The organism is Streptosporangium sp. NPDC049644 (assembly GCF_040675205.1).
Lineage (GTDB): Bacteria > Actinomycetota > Actinomycetes > Streptosporangiales > Streptosporangiaceae > Streptosporangium > Streptosporangium fukuiense.
On record NZ_JBFAOJ010000019.1, the window covers coordinates 25,824 to 52,138 of the forward strand.

The following is a 26,315-nucleotide window of genomic DNA, read 5'->3' on the forward strand; positions in this document are numbered from 1 at the left end:
AGCGTAATGATTGCCTGCAAAGCTTCAGGGATTCCCCTGATGAAACCGCCAGAGTTATCCCGTTTACTTCACTGACGGAGCCAACCGTAACAAAGTCTGCATATATGCGGCTATGGCCTGTCGACTGGACCAACCGTGACGCTTACCGATGGAGCACTCGCGCTCTCCATGCGAACATCCGGGGAATCATCGGATCACCTCTGCCGAAAAGGTATTTCTCATCTTGAGCGCTTTAGATTCGGTCGATCCCAAAAAGGTCGGCACCGCTGTCGCCGATTCGCCCTCCCCCGCGGTGGAGGGCCACGACCTGTACCGCTGGCATGACTCCCATCTCGCCCTCGCGGGAATCTCCCTCTCGATCCCGGCAGGCGGGCGTCACGCTCTGGTCGGGCCCAATGGCGCCGGCAAGACGACCCTGATGCGTATGCTCAGCGCCACTCTGGCACCCGACCGAGGGTCGCTTCGGGTCCTCGGCCACGACGTGGCGCTCCACCCCCGACAGGTCAAGGCGCGGATCGGGGTGGTGCCGCAGGGGATGACCTACGACAACGAGATCCTCGTCCGGGAGAACCTCACCACCTTCGGCCGCTACCACGGGCTCTCCGGCCGGAGCGCGGCCGCCCGCGCCGACGAACTGCTGGAGACGGTGGATCTCACCGCGCACGCCCGCTCCATGCCCCAGACGCTCTCCGGCGGCATGCAGCGGCGCCTGCTGATCGCCCGCGCCCTGGTGAACGATCCGGACCTGATCCTGCTGGACGAACCGAGCACCGGCCTCGACCCCGAGGGGCGTCTGCTGCTGTGGGACCTGCTCGACGCGCTCTGTGAGTCGGGCAAGACCCTGATCCTCACCACGCACCATATGGAGGAGGTCGAACGCCTCTGCGACGGCGTCACCGTGCTCGGCTCCGGACGCGTGCTGCGCTCCTCCAGCCCGCGGCGGTTGATCACCGCGACCGTGCCGAGGTACGTGGTCGAGCTCGGCGTCCCGCACTCCGGGGCCACGGAACCCGCCTGGACGCGGACGCGTACCCGGCTGCGGGTGGGCAACCGGCTCCTGGTGTTCGGGGATTCCGTCACCGGCCTGGCCGACGAGCTCCAGGTGACCGGAGCCGAGGAGCTCATGGTCCGGCCGAGCTCGCTGCAGGACGCGCTGCACGCCCTGGAACGCGAGCGCCCCGTTCCCCCGGCTGATCTCCCCACGCCCCTCCCCGTGCCCCCCAGGCCACGCGGTCGGCACAGGCCGCGCCGGGCGGTGCCGCCCCCCTCCCTCAGCCTGGCCGGCCGGATCTGGTGGCGCGACCTCACCCTGTTCAGGAAGTCCTACAAGACCACCATCGTCCCCAACTTCTTCGAACCGGTCTTCTCCCTGGCGGCTCTGGGGATCGGTCTGGGCTTCTACGTGGACGGACAGGCCCTGGGGTCCTCCTACGCGAGCTTCGTCGCCCCGGGACTGCTCGCCGTCACCGCGATGAACGGCGCCGTCTTCGAGGTCACCTACAACGTCTTCGTACGGCTGCGCCACGCCCGCAGCTACGACGCGGCCGTGACCAGTCCCGTCGAGCCGGTGGACATCGCGCTGGGCGAGCTGATCTGGGCACTGACCCGATGCATGGTCTACACCGGCGTCTACCTCGCGATCCTCGCCGCGCTGGGATACGCGCCCGCGAGCACCGCCCTGCTGGCCGTGCCGGCCCTGCTCCCGCTCGGCCTGGTCTTCGCCTGTGCGGGCCTGCTGTTCACCGGCGCGGTCCGGGCGATAAACGCCTACTCCTACTTCTACACGCTGGTGCTGACCCCGCTCACCCTGATCAGCGGGGTCTTCTTCCCGACGGAGAGGCTGCCCGCGGCGCTACGCGCGGTCGCCGAGGTCTCCCCACTGCACCACGGTGTGGAGCTGTCCAGGTCCCTGGTGATCGAGGGCGACCTCACCTCGGCCGCCGGGCATCTCGCCTGGCTGGTCGCGCTCTCACCGCTGCTGCTCGTCCCGGCCCTGCACAGCCTCAAGCGGCACCTATGCGGGTGAGCCCCGCCCTGCCAGGAACGGACCCCTCGCCCTGCCGGCGAGGGGCCCGCCGCTCACGGGGTCAGGCGGTGCAGGTCACGCGGGAAGAGGGTGGTCCAGCGGACATTGTCCACCCCGGTCAGCCTGGCGACGAAGCGCTCAAGACCCAGGGCGAACCCGCCGTGCGGCGGCATGCCGTGCGCGAAGGCCGCCAGATAGCCGGCATACGGCTCCGGACTCTCCCCGCGGGCCCGCAGGGCGGCGAGATAGTCGGAGTGGCGGTGCAGCCGCTGCCCACCGGTGACCAGCTCCAGGCCGCGGAAGAGCAGGTCGAAGCTGTTGGAGTACTCCGGCCGCAGGGGGTCGGGGTGGGTGTAGAACGGTCGCTTCGCCATGGGGTAACCGGTGACGAACAGCAACTCCGAACCGTACTCGCGAACAGCCCACTCGCACAGCCATCTCTCGTGCGCGGGGGCCAGGTCGGGCTCACCCCGCGGGTCCTCGCCGCTCTCGCGGGCCAGCAGTTCCTGCGCGTCGGCGAAGTGGATCGACGGGATCTCCGCCGGTACGTCCGGAAGCTCGGCACCGATCAGCTCCACCGCCCCCGCGGCACGCTGGGCGACGCTGGAGACCATGTCGGCGACCGCCTCGCGGACGACCGCCATGACATCGCGGTGGTCGGTCACGAAGCCCATCTCGGCGTCGAGGCTGGTGTACTGGGCCAGATGCCGCGCGGTGTCGTGCGGCTCGGCGCGGAAGACCGGCCCGATCTCGTAGACCCGCTCGAAGACCCCCACCAGGGTCTGCTTGTAGAACTGCGGCGACTGCGCCAGGTAGGCCCGGCGGCCGAACCAGTCCAGCGCGAAGACGTTGGCCCCGGACTCGGTGGCGGAGGAGACCACCTTGGGAGTGTGCGCCCCGATGAAGTCCAGCCTCTCCATCGCCCGGCGGAAGCCCTCCACCGAGGCCGCGGAGATCTCGAACGGCGCGCGCAGCCTGGGGTGGCGCAAGGCCACCGCCGCGTTGTCGAGCACGGTGGGCAGACCCGCCGAGACCACCGGCCGGTAGAGGTCGAACGGGGGCGCGACGGCCGGGTCGGAGAGTTCGCGAAACGTCGGCGAGGTGATCTCCACCCCACCCGGTGCCTGAGGGTTGGCGGTGGCGGTGCCCACCACCTCGACCACGGTCTCCTCGGGCAGTTCGGCGAGGCGCCTCACCAGCTCCGGGTCGGCTGCGACGACCTGGACGAGACCGTCCCGATCGCGAAGCACGGCGAAGGTCACCGACTTCAGCGCGCGAACGCGATGCAGCCAACCGGCGAGACACACCTCCTCGCCGACATGCTTGGACACCTGGGAGGAAAGAATTCGCATGGCAACTCCGCACAGAGAACTTACGGGAGTCCCTATCAGGTGCGGGCGAGCAGGGACATTTCGCTCGCGGTGCCACCACACCTTTGCCCCGCCGGAGGCGGAACCTCATTGTGACCCGATGACGAGGGCCGACCGGCGGGGCATTGGACGGTTACCGCGGTGGCCCCGCCGTTCCTCCCCGCAGCTCGGAAGGGTCTTCGGCCCGGGGGCGAGGCCGCCTTTCCAGCTCCGGCGGCTCTCTCGTTGCTCGCATGGTCCCGGCCTACTTGGCTTCGTCACAGCTTTGCCGCCGATCATAGTCCAAACGCCTCCCCTCCGGGGCGGGGAAACCCGATGACCGCAGGAACACCCGTTTCGGCGTCCCCCGCGGAACGCCGGCGCGCGTTCGCCCGGCTGCTCCTCCTCGCGGGTCCGGCCGCGCTGGGCACCTCGCTCGCGATCAACCTCCTGGTGGGCCTGCTTCCCGTCGGCTTCATCGTCTGGACGAGCGTCATGCTCGCCGAGGTCTCCACCACGGCGAGCGGAACCGGCCCGGTCACCGTCGGCGCGGCGCTGGCCCTCGCGGTCGGCGCCTACATCCTGCAGCAGTCGCTGGTGCCCTACCAGGCCGCGCTGGGAGAGGTGATCGCGCGCCAGGTGGACGGCGGTTGCGTCCGGCGGTTGATGGGCTCCGCCCTGGCCGAGGCGCCACTGTCCCTGCTCGAACGCGAGAACGTCGTGGGCAGGCTCGGAGACGCGCGCGACGGCCTGGGCCGGTTCCCGCCCACTCCCGGGGAGGCGGTGGCGGGCACCCTCGCACTGGTCGCCAGGTACACACAGCTGGCCGGCGCGGTGGTCCTCATCGGAATCGTGATCTCCCCGGTCGCGGGCACCGTCGCGGCGGTCACCGCCCTGGTGATCCGGCACGGCAGGCGCGGATCCATGGGACGCCTCGGCTCGCTCTGGCACGAGCTGTCCGGCCCGCGCCGGCGGGTCACCTATCTGCGCGACATCGGCACGGCGATCACCGCCGCCAAGGAGTTCAGGACGCTGGGCCTGATCGACTGGTACGAGCGGCGCCACCGCGTGGACGCGCGGGAGTACCTGACGGCCCTGTGGAGTGGCCGGCGGCGCATCCTGTTCTGGCCGTTCGTGGGCTATACCCTGGTCGGCCTGGTGGGGGGCACCGTACTCCTGGTCTGGCTCGCCCGCTCCGCCGCACTGGGCGACCTCGGCCTACTCGAACTCTCCATCGCCCTCCAGTCGGCGCTGCTCGCCATTCGGTTCGGGACCTTCTTCCCGGAGAGTGACGTGCAGACCCAGTACGGGCTGAACGCCTATGAGGCACTGGTGGAGTTCGAGAACCTGGTCTCCGCCGGCCGGCGGGAGATTCCCCGGGGCGATCTCCCGGCGAGCGGGCTGCCCCGGCGCGGCATCCGCTTCGAAGGGGTCGGTTTCGCCTACGGCACCGGCCGGAAGGTGCTGGACGGCCTCGACCTGGAGCTGCCCGCCGGGGGTTCGACCGCGATCGTCGGACTGAACGGCGCCGGCAAGACCACCCTGGTCAAGCTGCTGGCGCGCCTCTACGACCCCTCGGAGGGAAGAATTCTCGTCGACGGTGAGGACCTACGGCGGCTGGACCCCCGGGACTGGCAGCGCCGGCTGGCCGTGATCTTCCAGGACTACGTCCGCTACGAGTTGCCCGCCGGTGCCAACATCGGCCTCGGCGCCCCCGCCGCGCTCGGGGACAGACCGGCCCTGCTCGCCGCCGCCCGGCGCGCGGGCGCGCTGGAGGTGGTGGACTCCCTGCCCGCCGGCCTCGACACCCCGCTGTCCGGGCAGTACGCGGGCGGGCGCGACCTGTCTGGCGGGCAGTGGCAGCGGATCGCCTTGGCCCGCGCCTTTCTCGCCGTCGAACGGGGTGCCTCCGTCCTGGTCCTGGACGAGCCCACCGCCCAGCTGGACGTCCGGGCGGAGGTGGAGTTCTTCGACCGTTTCCTCGCCATCACCGGCGGGCTGACCACGGTGATCATCTCTCATCGCTTCTCCACCGTACGGCGGGCCGACCGGATCGTGGTCGTCGAGCACGGCCGCGTGGTCGAGCAGGGGGACCACGCGGGACTGCTGAGGTCCGGTGGACGCTACGCCGACCTCTTCGACCTGCAGGCCCGGCGCTTCGCGACCGGCCCGCCGGGGACGGAGGCCGGCCGATGAGATGGATCGTGCTCAGCGCGCTGTTCGTGTTGCGCCTCGCCGCGAGGGTCGACCGAGTACGCCTGCTCAAGGCGGTCGGGCTGATGGCGGTGGGCTACCTGGCCACCCCGCTCGTGGCCGTGGGGCTGCGGGAGTTCACCAACGCCGCCGTCGCGGGGAGGGTCGACGTCGCGACGGCGGTCGTCTGCGCCGTCGCCGTGCTCCTCGTCCTGGAGCTGATGCTCGGGCACTTCGCCCACCTGTCCTACTTCGAGGTCGGCGAACTCGCCGAGACCGTGCTGCACGAGGAGCTGGTCCGCCACGTCAACGGCTCGCCGCGGCTTGAGCGCCTGGACGACCCGGCCTTCGCCGACAGCGTGAACCTCGTCCGCCAGGAGCTGGGCAAGACCCGCACCGCGGTGGAGTCGGTGCTCCAGCTGGGCGGGCTCGTCCTGCAGACCGGGTTCACCGCGGTCCTGCTGGTGATGCTCGATCCCTGGCTGGCCCTGCTGCCTTTGGCGGCGCTGCCGTCGGTGCTGATCGGCAGACGGGCGCAGAACCTGCTGGAGCTGGCGAAGGAGGCGACCGCCGAGAGCACCCGCCGCACCCGCCACCTGCTCGAACTCGCGACCACCCCGGCCTCGATCAAGGAGATCCGGCTCTTTCACGCCGAGCCTCCTCTCCTGCGGGAGCAGGACACCTGCTGGTCGAAGACCAGCGCGGCACTGCGAGGCGCGCACCTGAGGGCCGCCGGGCTACGGACGCTGGGCCAGCTGGCCTTCTCCCTCGCCTACGGGGGCGCGATCACGCTGGTGATCTGGCAGGCCGCCCGGGGAAGGGCCGACGCGGGCGACGTGGTGCTGGTCATCACCCTGGCGGTCCAGGTGAGCGTGCAGGTGTCCGGGGCCTCCACGTTGCTCACCGCCCTACAGGGCGTCGGCAGGACGCTGGACCGGCTGGCCTCGCTCCGGGATCCGGGGGAGAGCCCTTCCCCCGTGGAAGGCGGCGTCCCCGTGAGGCTACGAGAGGGCATCAGGCTGGAGCACGTGAGTTTCGCCTACCCCGGGACCGACAGGATGATCCTGCGCGACGTCTGCCTGACGATACCTGCAGGCGGATCGGTGGCGCTCGTCGGCGAGAACGGGGCGGGCAAGAGCACCCTCGTCAAGCTGCTGTGCGGCCTCTACCATCCCACCTCGGGCCGGATCCTGGTGGACGGCATCGACCTGCGCGACCTGCCACCCCGCGAGTGGCAGGCCAGGGTGGCCTCCCTGTTCCAGGACTTCGCCCGGTTCGAGTTGCGCCTCGGGGAGAACGTCGGAGTCGGTGACCTCGCCCGGCTGGAGGACCGGGAGGCGATCTCGCGGGCGCTCGGGCTGGCACACGCGGACCGGATCGTGGCGACGGTGCCCGGCGGGCTCTCCGGCCTGCTGGGCCACGGCTACGGCCACGGCGTCGAACTCTCCGGCGGCCAGTGGCAGACACTGGGGCTCGCCCGGTGCCTGATGCGCCAGGAGGCGCTTCTGCTGGTCCTGGACGAACCTGCGGCCGCGCTCGACGCCGCCGCGGAACACGCGATCTTCGACCGCTACGCCGCCTCCTCGCACGAGGCGGGTCACCGCTCCGGCGCGATCACCCTCTTCGTCTCCCACCGCTTCTCCACCGTGCGGATGGCCGACATGATCATCGTCCTCGACGGAGGCCGGGTGGTGGAGAACGGTGACCACCACACGCTGCTGGCGGGCTCCGGACTCTACTCCGAGCTGTACGGCCTCCAGCGAAGGATCTACCGCTAGGTCCCCATCTCGGCCGGCCCCGGCTCACCGGGACCGGCCGAGGGGGGTTAGGCCTCCGCCTTGGGCTTGGCGTCCACCCCGGCCTCCCTGCGCTGCCCCGCCGTGATCGGGGAGGGAGCGCCGGTCAGCGGGTCGAAACCGGAGGCCGTCTTCGGGAAGGCGATCACGTCGCGAATCGACTCTCCGCCGGCCAGCAGCGTGCAGACCCGGTCCCAGCCGTAGGCGATGCCGCCGTGCGGCGGCGGGCTGTACTTGAACGCCTCCAGCAGGAAGCCGAACTTGTTCTCCGCCTCCTCCTTGGAGATGCCGAGCACGTCGAAGACGCGCTGCTGCATCTCGGCGCGGTGGATCCGGATCGAGCCACCACCGATCTCCATGCCGTTGCAGACCATGTCGTAGGCGTAGGCCAGGGCCTCACCAGGATGGTCCTGGAAGTTGTCGGCCCACTCGGGCTTCGGACCGGTGAAGGGATGGTGGACCGGGGTCCAGCCGCCCTCGCCGTCCTCCTCGAACATGGGGGCATCGACGATCCACAGGAAGTTCCAGGCCGACTCGTCGATCAGGCCGCAGCGGCGGCCGATCTCCAGCCGGGCCGCGCCGAGCAGGTCGCGGGACGCGGAGGCCGCGCCGGCCGCGAAGAAGATCGCGTCTCCGGGCTCAGCCTCCACCTTGGCCGCCAGGCCCGCCGCCTCGGTCTCGGACAGGTTCTTGGCGACCGGGCCGCCGAGCGTGCCGTCCTGGCCCACCAGCACGTAAGCCAGGCCCTTGGCGCCGCGCGACTTGGCCCACTCCTGCCAGGCGTCCAGCTCCTTGCGGCTCTGGGAGGCGCCGCCGGGCATGACCACGGCGCCCACGTACGGTGCCTGGAAGACCCTGAAGGTGGTGTCGGCGAAGAACTCCGTCATCTCGACGAGCTCCTGGCCGAAACGCAGGTCGGGCTTGTCGGAGCCGTAGCGGGCCATGGCGTCCCGGTAGGTCATCCGGGGTAGCGGGTTCGGCAGCTCGTAGCCGACCGTCTCCTTCCAGATCCGGCCGATCAGCGCCTCCCCCAGGGCCATGACGTCGTCCTGGTCGACGAAGGACATCTCGACGTCGATCTGCGTGAACTCCGGCTGCCGGTCGGCGCGCAGGTCCTCGTCGCGAAAGCAGCGGGCGAGCTGGTAATAGCGCTCCAGCCCGGCGACCATCAGGAGCTGCTTGAACAGCTGCGGCGACTGCGGCAGGGCGTACCAGTTCCCGGGCTGAAGCCGGACCGGGACCAGGAAGTCGCGGGCACCCTCCGGGGTGGAGCGGGTCAGCATCGGGGTCTCGACGTAGTTGAACCCGTGCTCGTCCATCACCTGGTGGGCGAGGTAGGTGGCCTTGGAGCGGGTGCGCATGGCCTGCGCGACCTGCGGGCGGCGGATGTCGAGGTAGCGGTACTTGAGCCTGGCCTCCTCCGAGATGCCGGTCCCGCCCTCGATGGGGAACGGCAGCGGGGCGGACTCGCTGAGCACCTCGACCTCGGAGGCGACGACCTCGATCGCGCCGGTCGGCAGGTCGGGGTTCTCGTTGCCCTCGGGGCGGACCCGCACCTGCCCGACGACCTTGACGCAGTACTCGGCGCGCAGGCCGTGGGCGTCGTCCTCCTCGCGGAAGACCACCTGGGCGGAGCCGGAGGCGTCACGCAGGTCGATGAAGACCACGCCGCCGTGGTCGCGGCGGCGCCCCACCCATCCGGCGAGCGTCACCTGCTGCCCGGCGTGCTCCTCGCGCAGTGATCCCGCTTCGTGCGTGCGGATCATTTGTCCAGTCTCTCCTTCAACGTCGTGACGATCTCAGCGAGTGGTACGGCGGTCTGCTCTCCGCTGGCCAGGTCCTTGACCTGCGCGGTCCCCGAGGCGATATCACGCTCGCCGAGGATCACCGCGTGGCTCGCCCCCGAGCGGTCGGCGCCCTTCATGGCGCCCTTGACACCCTTGCCGCCGAACGACATGTCGGCGGCAAGGCCCGCCCGGCGCAACTCGGTGACAAGAAGGAACATCCGGCGGCGCGCCTCCTCACCCAGCGGCACACCGTACACCTGTACGCGCGCCTGTTCGCCGTCGCCCGCGAACAGGCCCTCGGCCTCCATGGCCAGGACCGTACGGTCGACGCCGAGCGCCCAGCCGACGCTGGGCAGGGCGGGACCGCCGAGCATCTCGCTCAGCCCGTCGTAGCGGCCTCCGCCGCCGACCGCGGACTGGGAGCCGAGCCCGTCGTGGACGAACTCGAACGTGGTCCGCGTGTAGTAGTCGAGGCCGCGGACCAGCCGGGGGTCGTCGGTGTAGGCCACGCCGGAGGCGGTCAGCAGCGAGCGGACCTCCTCGTGATAGGCCTTGCACGCCCCGCACAGGTGGTCGACGACCAGCGGCGCGCCGGCCAGCCGCTCCTGCACCTCCGGGCGCTTGTCGTCGAGCACGCGCAGCGGGTTGATCTCGATCCGCTGCCGGGTGGGCTCGTCGAGGTCGAGGCCGCGCAGGAAGTCCTGGAGCGCGGCCCGGTAGACGGGGCGGCACTCCCTGTCGCCCAGCGTGTTGATCAGCAGCCGGACCCCGGTGAGCCCCAGCGCGGCGTAGCCGTCGACGGCCAGCAGGATCAGCTCGGCGTCGAGCGCCGGGTCCTCGGCGCCCAGTGCCTCGGCGCCGACCTGCCAGAAGTGCCGGTAGCGGCCCTTCTGTGCCCGCTCGTAGCGGAACTGGCTGCCCGAGTACCAGAGCTTCACCGGAAGCTGTCCGTTGTGCAGGCCGTGCTGGAGGACCGCGCGCACCACCGGGGCGGTGCCCTCGGGGCGCAGCGTGATGGAGCGCCCGCCCTTGTCCTCGAAGGTGTACATCTCCTTGGAGACGATGTCCGTCGACTCCCCGACGCCGCGCACGAACAGCGCGGTGTCCTCGAAGACCGGCGTCTCGATGTAGCCGTAACCCGCCCGGCGGACGGGGTCGGTCAGCGCCTCGCGTACGGCGAGTGCCCGCTCCGAACGCGGTGGGATCCAGTCGAAGGTGCCCTTGGGCGCCTGCAAAGTCATTGTCTAAAGTCCCCTGCCGGGGCCGCGGTCGTGCCTGAGACCCGCGGGGCCTGCGCCCGCGGCCTGCTCCGCCTCCGCGAGATACGGGTTGGTGGCACGCTCTTGGCCGATCGTGGTCTGTGGTCCGTGGCCGGGCAGCACCACCGTGTCCGCCGGCAGCGGCAGGCACTTGGCCGCCAGGCTGCGCAGGATGGTCGGGTAGTCGCCGCCTGGAAGATCTGTGCGGCCGATGGAGCCGGCGAAGAGCAGGTCGCCCGAGAACAGCACGTCGGGGATCTCCTCGGTGCTGGGCAACCTGAAGGTCACCGACCCCCTGGTATGGCCGGGGGTGTGGTCGACGGTGAGCTCCAGGCCCGCCAGTCGCAGCACCTCGCCGTCCGCGAGCTCGCGCACGTCGTCCGGCTCGGTGAAGGTCAGTCCCCCGAACAGCTGCTGTTTCGCGGACAGCGACATTCCCCTGCCGGGATCGGACAGCAGCTCGCGGTCTTCGGGATGGATCCACGCGGGGACGTCACGCGCGCCGCAGACCGGGGCCACCGACCACATGTGGTCGAGGTGCCCGTGGGTGACCAGCACCGCGACCGGTTTGAGCCTGTGCTCGCGCAGCAGGTCATCGAGGTCGCCGACGGCGTTCTGGCCTGGATCGACGACCACGCACTCCTCGCCCGCGGCGGGAGCGACGACGTAACAGTTGGTCTGGAAGGACCCTGCGGGAAAGCCGGCGATGAGCATCTGCCTCAGCTGATCTCGTCAAGAATGCGGATGGGAATGTAACCGAAGGGTACCGGTGCGGGTCGGCGGGCTGCGAACCATTACCCATTGGCCGATACGATTCGCCCACCTCATTAAGTACGACTCGGCACTCGGGAGGGCGAAGCGGTGAGCGGCAGGGAGCGCCAGAAGCAGTTGGCGCGCGAGCACTACGAGCGGCAGATGAAGCGACGCGTCGAACGTGAGGCCAAGGTCGCCAGGGCCAAGCGCATCGCACTCATCGGCACCAGTGTGGTCGGTGTGCTGGCTGTGGCGGGTGTGATCGTCGCGACCAGCGTGTTCGGAGGTTCCGACACGACGGCGACCGCCGATCCGGCGCCCTCGGGGAGCCCTTCGGGGAACCCCTCGGAGGCGGCCTCCGAGGCCGGCACGCAGCCGACGGCCTTCGACGCGGCCAGCGGAACCTGTGGCTACGTCGCCTCGGAAGGCGGCACGACCAAGAACGTGGGCCTGCCTCCGGCGAAGGTCGACAAGACTCCCACGACGATGACCCTCAAGACCAACCAGGGCGACATCGTCATCAAGGTGTCGGCCGACAAGACTCCGTGCACCGTCAACTCCTTCGCCTTCCTGGCGCAGAAGAAGTACTTTGACGGTTCCAAGTGTCACCGGCTGGGCTCCGACCAGTTCCCGATGTTGCAGTGCGGCGACCCGCTGGCCAAGGCCGACGGCAAGAACCCCACCGACGGTCAGGGTGGCCCCGGCTACCGCTTCGTCAACGAGAACCTGGAGGGCGCCAAGTACACCCGCGGCGTCGTGGCCATGGCCAACAGCGGTCCCGACACCAACGGCAGCCAGTTCTTCCTCGTGTACGGCGACGCCCCGCTGACGCCGGACTACACCCCCTTCGGTACGGTCACCAAGGGCCTGGAGATCCTCGACAAGGTGAACAAGGCGGGCGTCATCACTCCGGGACCTGACGGCACCGGGGCACCGAAGGAAACCCTCGAAATCAAAGACGTGACAATGTCCAGCAAGAGCTGACGTAATACATACAAGGGGCGGTAAGTCCCGAAAGGCTGATGAAAGTGCGGGAGGACACGGTGAGCACCGACCCGTGGGGCCGGGTAGACGACGACGGCACCGTCTACGTACGTACGGCTGAGGGAGAACGGGCCGTCGGGTCCTGGCAGGCCGGCGAACCGGAAGAGGCACTCGCCTACTTCCATCGCAAGTTCGACGAGCTGGCCGGGCAGGTCACCCTGCTCGAACAGCGGCTCCGCGGCACTGACCTGCCGCCCGCCCAGGCGGAGGCGACCATCGTCAAGCTCCGCGAGGCGATCACCGACGCGCACGCGGTCGGCGACCTCGACGCGCTGCTGAACCGCCTCAACACCCTCACGGAGCTGGTCGCCCAGCGCCGGGAGGAGGTCAAGGCCGCTCGCGACGTGGCCAGGGCCGAGGCCAAGGGCGTCAAGGAGCGGATCGTCGCCGAGGCCGAGCGCATCGCCGACGACACCACCCACTGGAAGACCGGTGGCGAGCGGCTGCGCCAGCTGATCGATGAGTGGAAGGCCGCCGAGCGCATCGACCGGGTGACCGAGGCGGCGCTGTGGAAGCGCCTGTCGGCGGCCCGCACGGCCTTCGCCAAGCGGCGCAAGGCCTATTTCGCGGGGCTGGACGAGCAGCGCGAGGGCGTGCGCTCCACCAAGGAGCGCATCGTGGCCGAGGCCGAGGCGCTGGCCTCGTCCACCGACTGGGGTGCCACCGCGTCGGCCTACCGCGAGCTGATGCAGGAGTGGAAGTCCGCCGGCCGGGCCTCCCGGGAGGTCGAGGACGAGCTCTGGGGCCGTTTCAAGGGCGCCCAGGACCAGTTCTTCCAGGCGCGTTCGGCCGTCTTCGCCGAGCGCGACGCCTCGCTGGCGGCCAACGCCGAGGCCAAGGAGCAACTCCTGACCGAGGCCGAGAAGATCCTCCCGGTCACCGACGTCCGTGCGGCCAGGAGCGCCCTGCGCGGCATCCTGGAGCGCTGGGAGGCCGCGGGCCCGGTCCCGCGCGAGCAGCGCGACCGGCTGGAGGGCGGCCTGCGCAAGATCGACGACGCGGTCCGCAAGGCCGAGGAGGCGGAGTGGAAGCGCTCCAACCCCGAGGCGCGCGCCCGTGCCCAGAACACGGTCGACCAGCTGCGCAAGTCGATCGCGCAGTTGGAGGGCCGCCTGACCAAGGCCAGGGACGCGGGCAGGGACAAGGACGTCAAGGACGCCGAGGAGGCCCTCGCCGCCCGCCGTTCCTGGCTGGAGGAGGCCGAGCGCACGCTCGCCGAGTTCTCCTGACCCCTTCCGCGGGCGGCTGACGCGATCTGAAGGACCGACAGGGCCGCGGAGGGCTCCCCTACCGGGGAGTGCCCTCCGCGGCCCTGTCGTTCGTGATGGGGCGTCGGCGCCGCCCCCGGCTCGGTGAGGGGCCGAGGGCGCGCCCGACGCTCAGGAACCGGCGCCGCTGACCCGGTAGACGTCGTAGACGCCCTGGATGTTGCGGACGGCCTTCAGGACGTGCCCCAGATGCTTGGGGTCGCCCATCTCGAAGGTGAACTTGCTGATCGCCACCCTGTCCCTGGACGTCGTCACCGACGCCGACAGGATGTTGACGTGCTGGTCGGAGAGCGTGCGGGTCACATCCGAGAGCAGGCGCGGCCGGTCGAGCGCCTCGACCTGCAGCGCGACCAGGAACACCGAGTCGTCCGCGGCGGACCAGGCGACCTCGACCAGGCGGTCGGGCTCGGACTTGAGCTGATCCATGTTGGGACAGTTGGTGCGGTGCACCGACACGCCGTGCCCGCGGGTGACGAAACCGACGATCTCATCGCCCGGCACGGGAGTGCAGCATCGCGACAGGCGGACCCAGACGTCGGAGTCGCCCGCGACGACCACTCCGGCGCCGCCACTGCCCCGGGGACGACCGCGCAGCTTGGTCGGCACGGAGACCTCGGCGATGTCCTCTTCCGCGCCGTCCACTCCTCCGATGGAGGTCACGAGCTTCTGCACGACCGCCTGCGCGGCGATGTGGCCCTCTCCCACGGCCGCGTAGAGCGCGGAGACGTCCGGGTAGCGCAGATCCCTGGCGAGGACCAGGAGGGACTCTCCGGACATCAGGCGCTGCAGCGGCAGGCCCTGCTTGCGCATGGCGCGGCCGATCGCCTCCTTGCCCGCCTCGATCGCGGTCTCGCGGCGCTCCTTGGAGAACCACTGCCGGATCTTGTTACGGGCCCGTCCCGACTTGACGAACTTCAGCCAGTCACGCGAGGGGCCCGCGTCGGGCGACTTGGAGGTGAAGATCTCCACTGTGTCACCGTTGCCCAGCCGCGACTCCAGGGGCACCAGGCGGCCGTTGACCCTGGCCCCGATGCAACGGTGCCCCACCTCGGTGTGCACGGCGTAGGCGAAGTCGACGGGCGTCGCGTTCTCGGGCAGGGCGATGACCTGGCCCCGGGGCGTGAAGACGTAGACCTCCGAGACCGACAGGTCGAACCTGAGCGACTCCAGGAACTCCCCCGGGTCGGCGGTCTCCTTCTGCCAGTCGAGGAGCTGCCGCAGCCAGGCCATGTCGCTGGCGGGCTTCAGCTTCGCCCCCGGAGGACCGGAGGTGGTCATGTCCTCCTTGTACTTCCAGTGCGCCGCCACACCGTACTCGGCCCTGTGGTGCATCCCGTGGGTGCGGATCTGCAGCTCCACCGGCTTGCCCTCCGGGCCGATTACCGTGGTGTGCAGCGACTGGTACATGTTGAACTTGGGCATCGCGATGTAGTCCTTGAACCGGCCGGGCACCGGGTTCCATCGCGCGTGAATCGTTCCGAGCGCCGCGTAGCAGTCGCGGACCGTGTCGACCAGCACCCGGATGCCGACCAGGTCGTAGATGTCGTCGAAGGCGACGTCCCTGGCGATCATCTTCTGGTAGACGGAGTAGTAGTGCTTGGGACGGCCCTTGACGGCCGCGCGGATCTTGGCGTCCCGCAGGTCGCCGGAGACCTTCTCGATGACCTCCTGCAGGAACAGGTCCCTGCGCGGGGCCCGTTCCGAGACCATCCGGGCGATCTCGTCGTAGCGCTTGGGGTAGAGCATGGCGAACGCGAGGTCCTCCAGCTCCCACTTGATGGTGTTCATGCCCAGCCGGTGGGCGAGCGGCGCGAAGATCTCCAGCGTCTCGCGGGACTTCTGGTGCCGCTTGTGCTCGGGCAGGTAGCGCATGGTGCGCATGTTGTGCAGCCGGTCGGCGAGCTTGATCACCAGCACCCGGATGTCCCGGGACATCGCCACGACCATCTTGCGTACGGTCTCGGCCTCGGCCGCGGCGCCGAACTTGACCTTGTCGAGCTTGGTGACGCCGTCGACCAGCAGCGCGATGTTGTCGCCGAAGTCCGAGCGCAGCTCGTCCAGGCCGTACGCGGTGTCCTCGACGGTGTCGTGCAGCAGCGCGGCGCACAGCGTCTCGTCGTCGGTGCCGAGCTCGGCCAGGATCGTCGCCACCGCCAGCGGGTGGGTGATGTACGGGTCACCGCTTTTGCGCTTCTGGTCGCGGTGGTGATAGGCCGCCACGTCGTAGGCGCGCTCGATGAGCCGCAGATCCGCCTTCGGATGGGTGGCGCGGACCGTGCGGAACAGCGGCTCCAGAACCGGATTCATGCCGCCACCCCATTGCCCCCCAAAACGTGCGAGCCTTCGCCTTACCGCCGGCTTCTCCTCGGCGGCTCCGGACATGGCGGAACCGGCGTCGCCTGCTGGGACGGCCATCTCGGGACCGCCACCGTTGGCGGTCGTGTCGGGGACGACCACATCACGGGGCACTCAGACTCCTCACGTTCGAGTCCAGATCCCTCAGTGTATCCAGACGGGGTTGTGTGCTTTTGTCCGCGGGGTCGATCAAACGACGACGAGAGAGTGCAACTCGACGTCCGTCAGGCGCTCGCGACCCTTGAGGAAGGCCAGCTCCATGAGCACGGCGAGGCCGACGACCTCGGCGCCCGCCTCGCGGACCAGCTCCACCGCCGCGCGCGCCGTTCCTCCCGTGGCGAGCACGTCGTCGACGATGAGAACGCGCTCTCCGGGGATGAAGGCGTCCCGGTGAACCTCGATGATGGCGGAGCCGTACTCCAGATCGTAGGACGCCTCAAGCGTCTCAGCGGGCAGTTTGCCTTTCTTCCGTACCGGGACGAAGCCCGCGCCCGCCTGGCAGGCGACCGGGGCGGCCAGGATGAACCCCCGCGCCTCGATTCCAACGATCTTGTCAACCTCGTACAGCCCGGCCAGCGCCCTGGTCACCGCGGCGAACGCCACCGGGTCGGCGAGCAGCGGCGTGATGTCCTTGAACATCACCCCGGGCTGCGGGTAGTCGGGCACGTCACGGATGCGATCGAGGATCAGCCTGCTCAGCTCGGTCATGGTCGGCACTCCTTGGGGAGGGGGAAGGAAAACGCCTCCGCCCCCTGGGCAGGGAGCGGAGGCGCGAACTGCTCGGAGCTTACTTCTTCTTGCGTTTGTCGCCGCCGGCCGCGGCCCCGTTGGCCACGTTGGCGGTCCCGTTGGCGGCCCCGTTGGACGCTCCGGCGGTGACCGGCTGACGCGTCGTCCTGCCCCCGGAGCCACCCCCGTGGGCGGCGAGCCTGCGGGCGATCGCCTGGTAGCGCGGCTCGCGCTCCTTCAGCGTGACCAGCAGTGGCGTCGCGACGCACAGCGAGGAGTAGGTTCCGACGATCATGCCGACGAACAGGGCCAGCGACAGGTCCTTCAGGGTACCGGCGCCGAACAGCGTGGTGCCGATGAAGAGGATCGCCGCGACCGGCAGGATCGCCACCAGGGTGGTGTTCAGCGACCGGATCAGCGTGTGGTTCAGCGCGTTGTTGGCAGCCTCGGTGTAGGTCATCTTGGAGGTCGTGCCGAGCTTGGCGGTGACCTCCTTGATCATGTCGAAGACGACCACGGCGTCGTACAGCGAGTATCCGAGGATGGTCAGGAAGCCCAGCAGGGTCGCCGGGGTGACCTCGAAGCCGGACCAGGCGTAGACACCGGCGGTGATCACCAGGTCGTGCAGCAGCGCCACGACGGCCGACAGCGCCATCTTCCACTCGAAGGCCATCGTCAGGTACAGGATGATCGCCAGCATGAAGACGATCAGTCCGATGACGGCCTTGTTGGCCACCTGGCCGCCCCACGAGGCACCGATCACCTGCAGGTTGACCTCGTTCTGCGGCAGCTTGAACTCGCTCGCCACCGCCTTCTGGACCGCGGTGACCTGCTCTGCCGGGAGGCTCTCCGTGGTGACCCGCCAGCCGTTCTGGGTCGTCTGCGCGATGACTTGGTGCACACCGGCATCGGTGAACGTGCCGCGCACCTGCTCGATGTTGACGGACGCCGGGGCCTTGAAGGAGAAGACGGACCCGCCCTTGAACTCCACGCCCAGGTTGAGGCCGTTGACGACCAGACCGGCGATGGAGATCACCAGCAGGATTACGGAGAGGCTGTACCAAAGCTTCCTGCGGCCGACGAAGTCGACGTTGACCTCGCCCCGGTACAGCCGACGCGCGATGCCGGACATCAGGCCTCCTGCGGAGCGGACTTGGGAGCGGTGACGGTCTCGCTCATGCGCTCGGCGTCGAGACCGGAGAGCTTGTGCCCCTTGGCGAAGAACTTCAGCCTCGCCAGCATCGCGACGAACGGCTTGGTGAACATGAACACCACCGCGATGTCGATGAGCGTGGTCAGGCCCATCGCGAAGGCGAACCCGGCCACACCGCCGACCGCCAGGAAGTAGAGCACCACGGCGGCGATGAACATGACGGCGTCCGCGATGAGGATCGTGCGCCGGGCCCGGACCCAGGCGACCTCGATCGCCGTGCGCAGCGAGCGGCGGCCTTCCTTCATCTCGTCACGGATACGTTCGAAGTAGACGATGAACGAGTCGGCGGTGATACCGATCGAGACGATCAGACCGATGATGTGCGGCAGCGAGAGGCGGAAGCCGGCGAACGCGCCGAGCAGCACCACCGACTGGTAGGTCACGATCGTCGCCACCAGGAGGCTCAGCACCGAGACGACGCCCAGGCCCCGGTAGTAGAGCATCGAGTAGATCACGACCAGCAGCAGGCCGATCGCGCCCGCGATGAGGCCGCCGCGCAGCTGGTCGGCGCCCAGGGTGGAGGAGACCTCGTCGATGGAGCTCTTCTCGAACTTCAGCGGGAGTGCGCCGTACTTGAGCTGGTTGGCCAGCTCGTCGGCGCTCACCTGGGTGAAGTTGCCGGAGATCTGCGCACGGCCGCCGGTGATCGGCTCCTGGATGACGGGCGCGGAGATGACCATGCCGTCGAGGACCATGGCGATCTGGTTGCGGGGGGCCTGCGAGTTGAAGGCGGTGGTGGTGACCTTCGACCACTGGTCGGGGCCCTGGCCCTTGAAGGAGAGCTGGACGAGCCACTCGCCGGTGGTCTGGTCGACACCCGAGGACGCACTGTCGATCGAGGTGCCGGTCACGGCCGCCTTGTCGAGGATGAACTTGGTGCTGCCGTCGGTGCTGCAGCCCACGTACTGCTTGTCCGGCGCGTCCTGGGCCCCTCGGTTCGTCTGCTTGGCGCAGTCGAGCGTCTGGAACTCCTTGAGGGCCGCCGGGTCGATCCCGGTGGGGTCGACACCCGCCATGGGGTCGTCGGCCGCCGTCGGCGGGGCTGTCGGCGGGGCCGTCGGCGCGGCGCTGCCGTCACCCGGCTTGGAAGACTGGTCGCCGGGTTGAGCAGGCTCCGTAGAGGACTCGGAGCCGGCTCCCGGGCTTGGTTTGAGCAGCCCCGACGACAGGGCGCGCCCGGCGGGCGAGGTGTTCGTGTCGGGGGCGGCCGTCGCGGACGGCTTCGGCGCCGCGGAGTCGGTGGGCCTGGGCGCCCTGGTCCCCTTGCCCCCTGAGGTGGTGGGCGAGGGAGACGGCGTCGGCGCCTGGGTAGCCAGCTCTCCGGGGGGCGGAGGCGATCCGGCCCCGATCGCCAGCACCTGGCGGAACCGTAGTTCCGCAGTGGTGCCGACCAGCTTGACGACTTCCTCCTGGCCAACTCCGGGGACGGAGATGACGATGTTGTCACCGGACTTGGCGACCTCGGCGTCGGAGATGCCGCTGCCGTTCACCCGCTCGCGGATGATGTTCACCGCCAGGTCGAGACTCTCCTGGGAGGGAGCGCTTCCGTTCGGGGTGATGGGCTGCAGCGTCACTGTCGTGCCGCCGGCGAGGTCGAGGCCATATTCCGGGGTGTACGCCTTGTTGAGGAGCATCACCCCTCCCATGGCGAGAATGATCGCCAGAAGCAGCAGGAGCATGCGCCCCGGTTTGCTCTGGCCGCTGGTCGGTCGGGCCACTGGTCGACTTTCGGTTATAGGGGATTGGTGGTGAACCTACTCACAGTTTCTTGCTCGCCGAGTCGCGCTCTTCACTCTGCTGCTCGGCGGTCTCCGCGACGTCGTGGTCGGCGGGCTTGACATCCTCCTCCGCATCGTCGACGGGAACCAGGACGCGGCCGATCGCCGCCTTCACCCAGCGGGTCTCCACACCGGGGGCGATCTCCAGGATCACGTCGTCGGCGTCGATGGCCACCACGGTCCCGAAAAGACCCGTCGTGGTCATGACACCGGTGCCCGGCGCGAGGCTGTTCTGCATCTTGACCTGCTCCTGCTGCCGCTTACGCTGCGGCCGGATCAGCAGGAAGTAGAAAACCACGACCATGAGAGCGATCATGATCAGACTTGAATAGTTGCCGCCCACAGGGCCGCTCCCTCTCTTGAGAATGACCGGCGTGAAACCGGACGTCATATACGACCATGCCGCTCAGCACGTCAGCCTACACAGCCAGCCAAGGCTCGGAGTTTAGGCGAGTTGTTAGAAGCACGGCAACGAAGTCACGATTCGGCACGCAGGGAAGTTCCCATTTCGATACAGTTGTCATCTATCTGTGATCAACCTTGTACGTCTCCCCTACCGATGCACAACGCTAGATTTGCTCGGCATCATCCCCAAGATCGATGAGAAGCGAGGCGCCGAAGGCGTCCGGCGGGGGCACCAGCCCCAGATGGGTCCAGGCCGCGGCGGTCGCGACCCGGCCACGGGGGGTGCGGGCCAGCAGGCCCTGCCGCACCAGGAACGGCTCGGCGACCACCTCGACCGTCTCCGGCTCCTCCCCCACCGCGACCGCCAGCGTCGACAGCCCCACCGGGCCACCGCCGAACTTGCGCAGCAGCGCTTCGAGCACCGCCCGGTCGAGCCTGTCGAGCCCCTCGGCGTCGACCTCGTAGAGGTTGAGCGCGGCGGAGGCGACGTCCCTGGTGATGACGCCTTCCGCGCGCACCTCGGCGAAGTCGCGGACCCTGCGCAGCAGGCGGTTGGCGATACGGGGCGTGCCCCGCGAGCGGCCGGCGATCTCGGTGGCGGCGTCGTCCGGCAGCGCCACGCCCAGCAGGCGCGAGGAGCGGTGCAGCACCTCCTCCAGCTCGGCGACCCCGTAGAAGTCCATGTGCGCGACGAAGCCGAAGCGGTCACGCAGCGGCGCGGGGAGCATGCCGGCCCTGGTGGTGGCCCCGACCAGGGTGAACGGGGCGATCTCCAGCGGGATCGCGGTCGCCCCCGGCCCCTTGCCCACCACGATGTCGACGCGGAAGTCCTCCATCGCCAGGTAGAGCATCTCCTCGGCGGGCCTGGCCATGCGGTGGATCTCGTCGATGAACAGGACCTCGCCCTCCGAGAGGGTCGACAGGATCGCCGCGAGGTCACCGGCCCGCTCGAGCGCGGGCCCCGAGGTGATCCGGAGCGGCACGGAGAGCTCGGTCGCAATGATCATGGAGAGGGTCGTCTTGCCCAGCCCGGGACCGCCGCTCATCAGCACGTGGTCCGGCGGCCGGTTGCGCCGCAGCGCGCTCTGCAGCACCAGGGACAACTGCTCGCGCACCCGTGCCTGGCCGATGAACTCATCGAGCCGCTTGGGCCGCAGCGCCGCCTCGATGTTCCTCTCGTCGCCCTCGGCGTCCGGCGACACCAGATCCCGTTCGAAACTCACGCCGTCCCACCTCCGCTCACCGTACGGCGGAGGCGCCCGCGCTCCGGCCGCCGCCCCTTCGCCGCCGAGCCTCTCATCGCATGCTCAGCGCGCTGAGTGCCGCCTTGAGCAGCGCCGCCACCTGCGGGGTGCGGCCCTCGGCCAGTTCGGCCTCGGCCCGGGGCTCGACGGCGGCGACCGCCTCGTCCGCGTCCCGCACCGAGTAACCCAGGCCGACCAGGCCGGAGTGGACCTGATCGCGCCAGACGGGCGCGGCGGCGCGGCCGTTGAGCGCGGCGTTGACCGCCTCCTCGGGCGTGCCGAGCTTGCCCTTGAGATCGACGATGATCCGCTGGGCGCCTTTCGGGCCCACCCCGGGGACCCTGGTCAGCGCCTTGACGTCGGCGGTGGCCACGGCCACCCTGAGCGCGTTGGGGGTGTGCACGGCCAGCATCGCCAGGGCGACCTTGGGGCCGACCCCGTTGGCCGTCTGCAGCATCTCGAAGATCCCGCGCTCGTCGTCGGTGGCGAAGCCGAACAGCGTCAGCGACTCCTCGCGGACCACTAGCGAGGTGGCCAGCCGGGCCTCCTCGCCTGTTCTGAGCGTCGCCAGCGTGCCCGGCGTGCAGTGCACGAGCACTCCCACCCCGCCCACCTCGACGACCGCCCCGTCGGGGACGATCACGGTCACCTGTCCTCGCACCGAGGCGATCACTTCGTGGTTCCTCTCGGGTATCCGGCCCTGCCCCGGCCGCGGAAGTAGGCCGCGGCGGTCGTGCCGGGGCCGCTCGCGGCCTTCGCCGCGGCCTCGGCCAGCCTGCTCTGGGCTCCACCCCGCCACACGTGGCAGATCGCGAGGGCGAGCGCGTCGGCGGCGTCGGCGGGCTTGGGCATGGCGTCCAGCCGCAGCAGCCGGGTCACCATCGTGCCGACCTGCTGCTTGTCGGCCGTGCCGCTGCCGGTGATCGCCGCCTTGACCTCGGACGGCGTGTGCAGGGCGACCGGCAGCCCCCTGCGGGAGGCGCACAGGATCGCCACGGCGGAGGCCTGCGCGGTGCCCATCACCGTCCTGAGGTTGTGCTGGGCGAAGACCCGCTCCACGGCCACCGCGTCGGGTTCGAGCTCGTCGAGCCACTGCTCTATGCCGGCCTCGATCGCCACCAGCCGGGCGCCGATCTCGTCGTCGGCGGGGGTGCGGACCACCCCTACCTTGACCAGGCTCAGTGGCGCGCCCGGTCTCCCCTCGACGGCGCCGAGCCCGCATCGGGTAAGCCCGGGATCGACCCCCATGACCCGCAGTTCGGGCAATCGCACCGGCACGCCTCCGCTCACCGAACACCTGTTCGGTGCCAGACTCTACCGCCTGGGAGCACGTCGCGCACGGCCCTCGCGGGGCCCGCGGGAAGTGTCAGCGGCGGTCGAGCGCGTGGTGCGCGGTGGAGGCGGTCACCGCCCGGAGTTCCGCGACGGGAACGCCGAGCGCGAGATCACGCGTCGAGCTTCTCCATGACCTCGTCGGAGACGTCGAAGTTGGCCCAGACGTTCTGCACGTCGTCACTGTCCTCAAGGGCGTCGATCAGCCTGAAGACCTTGCGGGCGCCGTCCTCGTCGAGCGGGACGTTCATCGTCGGCATGAAGCTGGACTCGGCCGAGTCGTAGTCGATCCCGGCCTCCTGCAGTGCCTTGCGGACCGGCACGAGGTCGGTGGCCTCGGAGACGACCTCGAACTGGTCGCCCAGGTCGTTGACCTCCTCGGCACCCGCGTCGAGGACCGCGGTCAGCACGTCGTCCTCACCCAGCTCGCCCTTGGGGACGAGCACGACGCCCTTGCGGTTGAACATGTAGGACACCGAACCCGGGTCGGCCAGCGAACCGCCGTTGCGGGTCAGCGCGACACGGACCTCGGAGGCCGCCCGGTTGCGGTTGTCGGTGAGGCACTCGATCAGCACCGCGACGCCGCCGGGGGCGTAGCCCTCGTACATGATGGTCTGCCAGTCGGCGCCGCCGGCCTCCAGGCCGCCACCGCGCTTGCGGGCGCGCTCGATGTTGTCGATCGGAACCGAGCTCTTGCGCGCCTTGGTGATGGCGTCGTACAGCGTCGGGTTGCCGTCCGGATCGGGGCCGCCCGTCCGTGCCGCCACCTCGATGTTCTTGATGAGCTTGGCGAACAGCTTGCCGCGCTTGGAGTCAAGCGCCGCCTTCTTGTGCTTCGTCGTCGCCCATTTGGAGTGGCCGGACATCCCCTAGAGCTCCCTCACCATCTCAGCGAAATATGAATGCACACCAACATCCCCGGTAATCTCCGGGTGGAAGGATGTGGCGAGCAGCGGTCCTTGACGGACCGCGACGATCCTATCTCCAGGTTCGGCCAACGCCAGCACTTCGACCCCCGAACCCACGGATTCCACCCAGGGGGCGCGAATGAAGACCGCCCGCATGGCACCGCGGCCGGCGAAGTCGATGTCGGCCTCGAAGGAGTCGACCTGGCGGCCGAAGGCGTTGCGCCGGACGACCATGTCGATGCCGCCGATCGTCTGCTGGCCCTCGATGCCGCCCTCGATCCGGTCCGCCAGCATGATCATGCCGGCGCAGGAGCCGTAGGCGGGCATACCCGCCTTGATCCGCATCCGGAGCGGTTCGAGCAGTTCAAAGGTCTCGGCGAGCTTCCACATCGTGGTGGACTCGCCGCCCGGGATGACGAGGCCGTCGACCGCCTCCAGCTCGTGGGGGCGCCGTACCGCGACCGCTCTGGCGCCCACGGCCTCCAGCGCGCGCACGTGCTCACGCACGTCGCCTTGGAGCGCGAACACGCCGATCGTGGGGACGATGGTCACCAATGGTCCTTCCCCTGGAAATGAAACAGCCTTTTTAGGGTAGGGCCACCCCCCAGATCACCCCAAACTGGTTCATAACCAGCCTTGGGCCTTCCTGTCCGGCCCTTCTACCGCCAGAGAGGCGGCCTCCGTCAAGGAGGCCGCCTCTCCGCCGGTTTCCCTGGGTTCCGCTACCAGCCGCGCTCGGCCAGCCGGTGCGGGGCCGGGATGTCGTCGACGTTGATGCCGACCATGGCCTCGCCCAGGCCACGGGAGACCTTCGCGATGACGTCGGGGTCGTCGTGGAAGGTGGTGGCCTTGACGATCGCGGCGGCGCGCTCGGCGGGGTTGCCGGACTTGAAGATGCCCGAGCCGACGAACACGCCCTCGGCGCCGAGCTGCATCATCATCGCGGCGTCGGCCGGGGTGGCGATACCACCGGCGGTGAACAGCACGACCGGCAGCTTGCCGGTCTTGGCGACCTCGGCCACCAGCTCGTACGGCGCCTGGAGCTCCTTGGCCGCGACATAGAGCTCGTCGGCGGGCAACGAGGTCAGGCGCTTGATCTCGCCCCTGATCTTGCGCATGTGGGTGGTGGCGTTGGAGACGTCGCCGGTGCCCGCCTCGCCCTTGGAGCGGATCATCGCCGCGCCCTCGGTGATGCGGCGCAGCGCCTCGCCCAGGTTGGTCGCGCCACAGACGAAGGGCACCGTGAACTGCCACTTGTCGATGTGGTTGGCGTAGTCGGCCGGGGTGAGCACCTCGGACTCGTCGATGTAGTCGACACCGAGCGACTGGAGCACCCGGGCCTCGACGAAGTGGCCGATGCGCGCCTTGGCCATGACCGGGATCGAGACGGCGGCGATGATGCCGTCGATCATGTCGGGGTCGCTCATCCTGGAGACGCCGCCCTGGGCGCGGATGTCGGCGGGTACCCGTTCGAGGGCCATGACGGCCACGGCACCGGCGTCCTCGGCGATCTTGGCCTGCTCGGCGTTGACGACGTCCATGATGACGCCGCCCTTGAGCATCTCTGCCATCCCGCGCTTGACCCGGGCGGTTCCGGTGACGGTGGTATCGCTGACTTCGGGCGTGCTGCTGGACACGGTCTCTACCTCACGACGGCTGCGGATCACGGGCCGCCCGCGCCGGACGGCCACTACGCTTCCATCGTAGGCGCTGGGCAGGATGCCCCCTACACGCCGTCTTGTCGTTCTTAGCTGATCTTCTTGAACATCATGTAGCACTCGCGCGTCAGGGAATGACGGGTTTGGCGGAGGCCAGCGCGATCCAGACCTGACCGGGAGCGAAGTTCATCGGCTCACCCGCCTCCGTGGTGAAGACGGTGCCGTCCTTCTCCGTCTCCCGTGACCAGCGGGCCTTAAACGCCTGCCCGTCGCGGAGCACGATCGCCCTGCCCTTGCCCGTGCTGTGCACCAGCGGCGTGTAGCTCTGGTTCTTGTCGTGAAACTCCGAGCGCTCCGTCTTGGTGTACTGCACGACGATCGTGGGCGCGCCGAGCTGACCGCCCTCGGCCGCCATGTCCTTCTTGCCGTCCTGCCAGATCAGCCACTTGCCCGCCGCCTGCGACCAGACGAAGGTGAAACGGGCCGCCGGGTACTTCACGCTGTACGCCTTCCGCGGCACGCCGCCCTCGGGGGCGTCGCCGAAGGTGAGCCCGATGTCCTTGGCCCTGCTCGCCTTGGGCGCCTCGGTCAGCAGCTGCCTGGTGTTGGCGAACAGGTTGTAGGGGGCGAAGCGTCCTTCCTGCCGGAAGTAGGCGCCCGGCGCCCGGCTGTCGGAGACGTCGAACAGCGACGCCTCGGCGATGAGGGGGAGCATCTTGGTCTGCGCGCCCGAGTAGGCGAAGGCGGGCCTGCCGAACTGCGGGACGATGTGCAGGTCGGAGATACGGGCGCTGCGAACCGGGCCGATCTTGGCCGGGATCTTGGAGGAGAAGATCGCCATCAGCCGGGTCAGGCCCGCCTCGACCTGCTCGACGTAGACGATGTCCGCGCTTTTGAGGCCGAGCTGCGGTTTGCCCGCCGAGGTGTTCTCGATCTTCGCCGCGAGCACCGGCCTGCGGGCCGCGCCCGGCAGTCCGGTGAAGGGGTGCGTCGGCTCGGGCGTGGGGGTCGGAGCCGCACTCGGCTCACCCGCCACCGGATTGCCCGCCGGCGCGGGCTTGTCGGAGGAACAGGCCGCGACCGGCGCGAGAGCCGCGACTCCCGCCAGCGTGACGGCGATCATCCGAGAAACCCGCACGATTCATCTCCTCAAGTCAGCCACTCAGCCACAAACCGCCAAGAGCCTACCGGTGTCCGACTTGTCAGTTACTCCAGTTT

Annotated in this window: 21 protein-coding genes; 5 read left to right on the plus strand and 16 right to left on the minus strand. The window is 69.5% G+C overall.

The window, feature by feature from the left end; genetic code table 11:
- Window positions 1-223: 223 nt before the first annotated feature.
- Window positions 224-2,026 carry an ABC transporter ATP-binding protein/permease gene (locus AB0J58_RS14005; RefSeq protein ID WP_364214790.1) on the plus strand — a complete coding sequence of 601 codons (1,803 nt, stop codon included), beginning with the start codon at window positions 224-226 and terminating at the stop codon, window positions 2,024-2,026.
- Window positions 2,027-2,079: 53 nt separating this feature from the next.
- Here AB0J58_RS14005 and aspS (AB0J58_RS14010) read toward each other — a convergent pair whose 3' ends face one another.
- The gene (gene aspS / locus AB0J58_RS14010; RefSeq protein WP_364214793.1) at window positions 2,080-3,378 is read right to left on the minus strand and encodes an aspartate--tRNA(Asn) ligase; all 1,299 of its coding nucleotides are present in this window, start codon (window positions 3,376-3,378) and stop codon (window positions 2,080-2,082) included.
- Between the two features lie 333 nt (window positions 3,379-3,711).
- Between aspS (AB0J58_RS14010) and AB0J58_RS14015 the strand changes: the two genes are divergently transcribed.
- Window positions 3,712-5,571: an ABC transporter ATP-binding protein gene (locus AB0J58_RS14015; protein ID WP_364214796.1), complete on the plus strand. Its 1,860-nt coding sequence runs from the start codon at window positions 3,712-3,714 to the stop codon at window positions 5,569-5,571.
- Complete coding sequence (locus AB0J58_RS14020) at window positions 5,568-7,346, plus strand: ABC transporter ATP-binding protein (RefSeq protein WP_364214799.1); 1,779 nt, start codon at window positions 5,568-5,570, stop codon at window positions 7,344-7,346. Before AB0J58_RS14015 ends, AB0J58_RS14020 begins: the two co-directional genes overlap by 4 nt.
- Window positions 7,347-7,393: 47 nt before the next feature.
- Here AB0J58_RS14020 and aspS (AB0J58_RS14025) read toward each other — a convergent pair whose 3' ends face one another.
- From aspS (AB0J58_RS14025) to AB0J58_RS14035, 3 genes are read right to left on the minus strand one after another with little or no spacing between them, the layout of a single operon-like run.
- Window positions 7,394-9,130, minus strand: coding sequence for an aspartate--tRNA ligase (gene aspS / locus AB0J58_RS14025; protein ID WP_364214802.1), 1,737 nt, complete (start codon window positions 9,128-9,130; stop codon window positions 7,394-7,396).
- Window positions 9,127-10,392 carry a histidine--tRNA ligase gene (hisS, locus tag AB0J58_RS14030; protein ID WP_364214805.1) on the minus strand — a complete coding sequence of 422 codons (1,266 nt, stop codon included), beginning with the start codon at window positions 10,390-10,392 and terminating at the stop codon, window positions 9,127-9,129. Before hisS ends, aspS (AB0J58_RS14025) begins: the two co-directional genes overlap by 4 nt.
- A 3-nt stretch (window positions 10,393-10,395) precedes the next feature.
- Window positions 10,396-11,124 carry an MBL fold metallo-hydrolase gene (locus tag AB0J58_RS14035; RefSeq protein WP_364214808.1) on the minus strand — a complete coding sequence of 243 codons (729 nt, stop codon included), beginning with the start codon at window positions 11,122-11,124 and terminating at the stop codon, window positions 10,396-10,398.
- 147 nt (window positions 11,125-11,271) lie between these two features.
- Here AB0J58_RS14035 and AB0J58_RS14040 point away from each other — a divergent pair, with 147 nt between their 5' ends.
- Window positions 11,272-12,147, plus strand: coding sequence for a peptidylprolyl isomerase (locus tag AB0J58_RS14040; RefSeq protein WP_364214811.1), 876 nt, complete (start codon window positions 11,272-11,274; stop codon window positions 12,145-12,147).
- A 59-nt stretch (window positions 12,148-12,206) separates the two neighbouring features.
- Window positions 12,207-13,436, plus strand: a complete 1,230-nt coding sequence (locus AB0J58_RS14045; protein ID WP_364214814.1) for a DUF349 domain-containing protein — start codon at window positions 12,207-12,209, stop codon at window positions 13,434-13,436.
- Between the two features lie 150 nt (window positions 13,437-13,586).
- Here the strand turns inward: AB0J58_RS14045 and AB0J58_RS14050 are convergent, their stop codons facing one another.
- The 12 genes from AB0J58_RS14050 to AB0J58_RS14105 form a co-directional block, all read right to left on the minus strand.
- The gene (locus AB0J58_RS14050) at window positions 13,587-15,782 is read right to left on the minus strand and encodes a bifunctional (p)ppGpp synthetase/guanosine-3',5'-bis(diphosphate) 3'-pyrophosphohydrolase (RefSeq protein WP_157594604.1); all 2,196 of its coding nucleotides are present in this window, start codon (window positions 15,780-15,782) and stop codon (window positions 13,587-13,589) included.
- 237 nt (window positions 15,783-16,019) lie between these two features.
- Window positions 16,020-16,538 (minus strand): adenine phosphoribosyltransferase, encoded by a 519-nt coding sequence (locus AB0J58_RS14055; RefSeq protein WP_364214817.1) that lies wholly within the window; start codon window positions 16,536-16,538, stop codon window positions 16,020-16,022.
- 79 nt (window positions 16,539-16,617) lie between these two features.
- Complete coding sequence (gene secF, locus AB0J58_RS14060) at window positions 16,618-17,691, minus strand: protein translocase subunit SecF (protein WP_364214820.1); 1,074 nt, start codon at window positions 17,689-17,691, stop codon at window positions 16,618-16,620.
- Window positions 17,691-19,451: a protein translocase subunit SecD gene (gene secD, locus AB0J58_RS14065; protein ID WP_364214822.1), complete on the minus strand. Its 1,761-nt coding sequence runs from the start codon at window positions 19,449-19,451 to the stop codon at window positions 17,691-17,693. The genes secF and secD overlap by 1 nt, the downstream gene beginning before the upstream one ends.
- A gap of 79 nt (window positions 19,452-19,530) precedes the next feature.
- Complete coding sequence (yajC, locus tag AB0J58_RS14070; protein ID WP_364214825.1) at window positions 19,531-19,866, minus strand: preprotein translocase subunit YajC; 336 nt, start codon at window positions 19,864-19,866, stop codon at window positions 19,531-19,533.
- Between the two features lie 253 nt (window positions 19,867-20,119).
- Window positions 20,120-21,178: a Holliday junction branch migration DNA helicase RuvB gene (ruvB, locus tag AB0J58_RS14075; RefSeq protein WP_364214828.1), complete on the minus strand. Its 1,059-nt coding sequence runs from the start codon at window positions 21,176-21,178 to the stop codon at window positions 20,120-20,122.
- 73 nt (window positions 21,179-21,251) lie between these two features.
- A complete protein-coding gene (ruvA, locus tag AB0J58_RS14080; RefSeq protein WP_364214831.1) occupies window positions 21,252-21,872 on the minus strand; it encodes a Holliday junction branch migration protein RuvA in 621 nt (206 codons plus the stop codon).
- Window positions 21,869-22,456, minus strand: a complete 588-nt coding sequence (gene ruvC, locus AB0J58_RS14085; protein ID WP_037971696.1) for a crossover junction endodeoxyribonuclease RuvC — start codon at window positions 22,454-22,456, stop codon at window positions 21,869-21,871. Before ruvC ends, ruvA begins: the two co-directional genes overlap by 4 nt.
- A gap of 188 nt (window positions 22,457-22,644) precedes the next feature.
- Window positions 22,645-23,397, minus strand: coding sequence for a YebC/PmpR family DNA-binding transcriptional regulator (locus tag AB0J58_RS14090; RefSeq protein WP_362874724.1), 753 nt, complete (start codon window positions 23,395-23,397; stop codon window positions 22,645-22,647).
- Window positions 23,398-23,400: 3 nt separating this feature from the next.
- Window positions 23,401-23,991, minus strand: coding sequence for a pyridoxal 5'-phosphate synthase glutaminase subunit PdxT (gene pdxT, locus AB0J58_RS14095; protein WP_343965118.1), 591 nt, complete (start codon window positions 23,989-23,991; stop codon window positions 23,401-23,403).
- Between the two features lie 170 nt (window positions 23,992-24,161).
- On the minus strand, window positions 24,162-25,076 hold the full coding sequence (gene pdxS / locus AB0J58_RS14100; RefSeq protein ID WP_030919964.1) for a pyridoxal 5'-phosphate synthase lyase subunit PdxS: 915 nt from the start codon (window positions 25,074-25,076) through the stop codon (window positions 24,162-24,164).
- A gap of 148 nt (window positions 25,077-25,224) precedes the next feature.
- Window positions 25,225-26,235: a DUF3048 domain-containing protein gene (locus AB0J58_RS14105; protein ID WP_364214836.1), complete on the minus strand. Its 1,011-nt coding sequence runs from the start codon at window positions 26,233-26,235 to the stop codon at window positions 25,225-25,227.
- Window positions 26,236-26,315: the final 80 nt, after the last annotated feature.

Coding starts and splice junctions, on each gene's coding strand:
- AB0J58_RS14035 (WP_364214808.1), bottom strand. CDS start 11,124: ATGCTCATCGCCGGCTTTCCCGCAGGGTCCTTCCAGACCAACTGTTAC.
- yajC (WP_364214825.1), bottom strand. CDS start 19,866: ATGATCGCTCTCATGGTCGTGGTTTTCTACTTCCTGCTGATCCGGCCG.
- AB0J58_RS14015 (WP_364214796.1), top strand. CDS start 3,712: ATGACCGCAGGAACACCCGTTTCGGCGTCCCCCGCGGAACGCCGGCGC.
- AB0J58_RS14050 (WP_157594604.1), bottom strand. CDS start 15,782: ATGAATCCGGTTCTGGAGCCGCTGTTCCGCACGGTCCGCGCCACCCAT.
- aspS (WP_364214793.1), bottom strand. CDS start 3,378: ATGCGAATTCTTTCCTCCCAGGTGTCCAAGCATGTCGGCGAGGAGGTG.
- secF (WP_364214820.1), bottom strand. CDS start 17,691: ATGTCCGGCATCGCGCGTCGGCTGTACCGGGGCGAGGTCAACGTCGAC.
- AB0J58_RS14055 (WP_364214817.1), bottom strand. CDS start 16,538: ATGACCGAGCTGAGCAGGCTGATCCTCGATCGCATCCGTGACGTGCCC.
- hisS (WP_364214805.1), bottom strand. CDS start 10,392: ATGACTTTGCAGGCGCCCAAGGGCACCTTCGACTGGATCCCACCGCGT.
- aspS (WP_364214802.1), bottom strand. CDS start 9,130: ATGATCCGCACGCACGAAGCGGGATCACTGCGCGAGGAGCACGCCGGG.
- AB0J58_RS14020 (WP_364214799.1), top strand. CDS start 5,568: ATGAGATGGATCGTGCTCAGCGCGCTGTTCGTGTTGCGCCTCGCCGCG.
- secD (WP_364214822.1), bottom strand. CDS start 19,451: ATGCTCCTGCTGCTTCTGGCGATCATTCTCGCCATGGGAGGGGTGATG.
- AB0J58_RS14090 (WP_362874724.1), bottom strand. CDS start 23,397: ATGTCCGGCCACTCCAAATGGGCGACGACGAAGCACAAGAAGGCGGCG.